Origin of the sequence: uncultured Flavobacterium sp. (assembly GCF_937967675.1) — a bacterium.
GTDB lineage: Bacteria > Bacteroidota > Bacteroidia > Flavobacteriales > Flavobacteriaceae > Flavobacterium.
Genome location: NZ_CALBSN010000032.1, coordinates 1 through 3,401 on the forward strand (window position 1 = coordinate 1; position 3,401 = coordinate 3,401).

Consider the following 3,401-nt stretch of genomic DNA (forward strand, 5'->3'; position numbering starts at 1 on the left):
CCGATGGAAAACGTACGTTGTTTGAAAAAATGTATCATTTCATCAAAAGAAAAGCCATTCGTGATAAAGTTAAATTGATAAATTCTTACCAACCTGTTAAAGGAAGAATTTTAGACATCGGAGCAGGAACTGGAGATTTTCTTTTGGAATGCAAAAATCAGAACTGGGATATTCTTGGAATTGAACCAAACGATAAAGCAAAAGGAATTGCTGTTGGAAAAGGAATTAAATTTGGTGATACGATTGAAAAATTAGAAAGCAATTCTTTTGATGTAATTACCATGTGGCACGTTTTAGAACACGTTCCAGATGTCGAACATCAAGTTGCTGAATTAAAAAGATTGTTGAAACCTTCTGGAACAATTATTATTGCTGTTCCTAATTTCAAATCGTATGATGCGAATCATTATAAAGAATTTTGGGCCGCTTATGATGTGCCAAGACATTTGTGGCATTTCTCAAAAACAGCCATCGAAAAATTATTCGATAAACAAAATATGAATTTGGAAGATATTAAACCCATGTGGTTTGATAGTTTTTATGTATCACTTTTATCCGAAAAATATAAATCAGGAAAAATGAATTTCATTTCTGGATTTTTTATCGGTTTGATCTCAAATGTATCAGGATTCTTTAAAAAAGAGTTTTCATCACATATTTATGTGTTAAAAAACAAGTAAAAACCATTTTAAAGCGATTTTAGACACTTTTTTGTTTAATTTGATGTAATTTACTGTCTTTTTTTAGATGCTTTGTCTAATTTAAATTATAAAAGTTGATTTTAATAGCTTTAATCTATCATTTTTAAAAATATATATAAGAAATTCTTATAATTGAAAAATAAATAAAAAAGCAACATATTTGTTACTTTACAACTTATTATTACTTTTACGAAAAATTATTAATTACCAATATACAACGATGAAAAAATTAGTATTGATTTTAGGTGTTGCATTTAGCGTTTTAGCATGTAACAAAACAGAAACAAGTTCAAAAGAATTTAAAACTGCATATATAGATACTGCTGAGTTAATTGAGAAATACGAGAAATTCAAAGATGAAGATGATAAATTCAAAGTTAAATCTGAAGAATTAGGTCGTCCTCTTGAGGCAAAAGTAAGAGCATTCCAAGCAGACGCACAGAATTTTCAGAGAAATGCGCAAGCTAAGGGACCTCAATGGGCACAACAAATGGGAGCTGCTTTACAACAAAGAGAGCAAGAATTAGGAGTTGAACAAAATGCTTTAATTCAACAATTACAACAAGAAGGAGCTGTTTTAAAAGATACTTTAATTAGCGAAGTAAAAAAATTCATCAAAGATTACGGAAAGAAAAAAGGATATGATTATATCTACGGAACAGGTGATGCTGCAACAGTTCTTTACGCTAAAGAGGGTTATGATATCACAAAAGAAGTTTTAAAAGAGCTTAACGATACTTATAAAGCTACTAAGAAAGACGATAAAGTAGCCACTAAAGAAGATGAGAAAAAATAATTGAAAGTCCCGATTTATCGGGACTTTTTTATTTCTAATTCTTTCTATATATTTGTTTTTTAAAATTTTACGCCATATGGAACAAGTATCAGCCGCAGCTAGTTACACTCTCAGATTTATTAATCAAACCAATAAATCCATCTTCCTTACCGGAAAAGCAGGAACCGGAAAAACCACACTTTTAAAGGAAATTATTGCAACAACTCACAAAAATACAGTAGTTGTCGCGCCCACAGGAATTGCTGCATTGAACGCAAATGGAGTTACGATTCACTCGATGTTTCAATTGCCTTTTGCGGCTTTTATTCCTGATAATAAGCAACTTCCACATTTTTCAGATACCGTAAAATTCGAAAATCGCGATTCACTTGGACGTCATTTTAAGATGAATAATGTGAAACGTTCCGTTATTCGAAATATGGAATTGTTAGTGATTGATGAAGTATCTATGTTGCGTGCTGATGTGTTGGATGCGATGGATTTTATGATGCGAAAAGTTCGAAGAAACGAACGTCCTTTCGGAGGAGTCCAAGTATTATTTATAGGAGATTTACTACAATTACCGCCCGTGGTTAAAAATGAAGAATGGGAAATGCTCAAGAATTACTATCGAGGCATGTTCTTTTTTCATTCGCATGTAATTCAGCAATTTCCGCCTTTATACATTGAATTAGACAAAATTTTTCGTCAAACCGACGCCGAATTTATTGATGTTTTGAATAATTTACGACACAACAAAATCACTTCGGAAGATGTGCAATTGCTAAATCAATTTGTACTACCCGATTTTGATCTGAAGAAAAACAAAGGTTTTATCATTTTAACGACGCATAACGCAAAAGCAGATACCATAAACGCCCAGTCGTTAAAAGATTTAGAAGGAAAACAATTCACTTATTTACCTGAAATTACAGACGATTTTCCAGAAAAAATTTATCCATTAGAAGAACAATTGCAGTTGAAAGTCGGAGCGCAAGTCATGTTTATCAAAAACGATTTGAATTTCGAAAAACAATTCTTCAACGGAAAAATGGGCGTTATCAGTTCGTTAACCGAAAAAGAAATTTTTGTTCATTTTCCCGAAGAAAATAAAACCATTGAAGTGGAACGCTACGAATGGCAAAATATTCGCTACAAAGTCAACGAAAACACTAAAGAAATTGAAGAAGAAGTCATAGGAACTTTTGTCCACTACCCTATCAAATTGGCTTGGGCGATTACCGTACATAAAAGTCAGGGCTTAACTTTTGACAAAGCAGCGCTCGATGTATCACAAGTTTTTGCTCCCGGACAAGCATATGTGGCTTTATCGCGTTTACGTTCGTTAAAAGGGCTTATTTTGCTTTCTCCGTTGCGAATGAATGGCATTTCGAGCGACGAACAAGTACTCAGTTATGCTGAAAACAAAGCTTCTGAAGAAGTTTTACAACACTCGTTAGCTAAAGAGACCTTGTTTTTCTGGTTGAATACTTTGCTTAATTCATTTGATTTCAAAGAATTAGGTCAAGAATGGCGCAATCATTTATTTAGTTATAATTCCGAAGCACCAAAATCACCAAAAACAAAGCATAATGACTGGGCAAAAACCCAACATGATAAAATAGCTGAAATTCTCGAACCATCAGGGAAATTCATGTCGCAATTGCATAAAATTTTTTCCGATGAAAATTTGGATGTCAATTTCGTAAAAGAAAGATGTGATGCCGCTTATCAGTACTTTTTCAAAACTTTAGATACCGTTGCCGAAGAATTATTGTTGAAAATAGAAGAAGTCAAACGCATTAAAAAAGTAAAAGCGTTTTATGACGAATTATTGGTTTTAGAAGAACTTCAAATCAAAGCGATTTTGCAACTTAAAAAAGCAAAATTACTCACCAATATCATTGTCGAAGGAAAAGAAATTT

Annotated in this window: 3 protein-coding genes; all 3 read left to right on the top strand. The window is 32.5% G+C overall.

The annotated features are described in order from the left end of the window. The coding region (locus Q0075_RS01790; RefSeq protein WP_297868030.1) for a class I SAM-dependent methyltransferase at positions 1 to 680 on the top strand (680 nt) is incomplete at its 5' end. 241 nt (positions 681 to 921) lie between these two features. Then, complete coding sequence (locus Q0075_RS01795) at positions 922 to 1,497, top strand: OmpH family outer membrane protein (RefSeq protein ID WP_297868031.1); 576 nt, start codon at positions 922 to 924, stop codon at positions 1,495 to 1,497. 76 nt (positions 1,498 to 1,573) lie between these two features. Further along, positions 1,574 to 3,401, top strand: a 1,828-nt coding sequence (locus tag Q0075_RS01800) for an AAA family ATPase (RefSeq protein WP_297868032.1), incomplete at its 3' end; no start/stop codon positions are given.

Excerpts from the sequence above, each read along its gene's own strand:
- Q0075_RS01795 (WP_297868031.1), top strand. The coding sequence starts at position 922 with ATGAAAAAATTAGTATTGATTTTAGGTGTTGCATTTAGCGTTTTAGCA.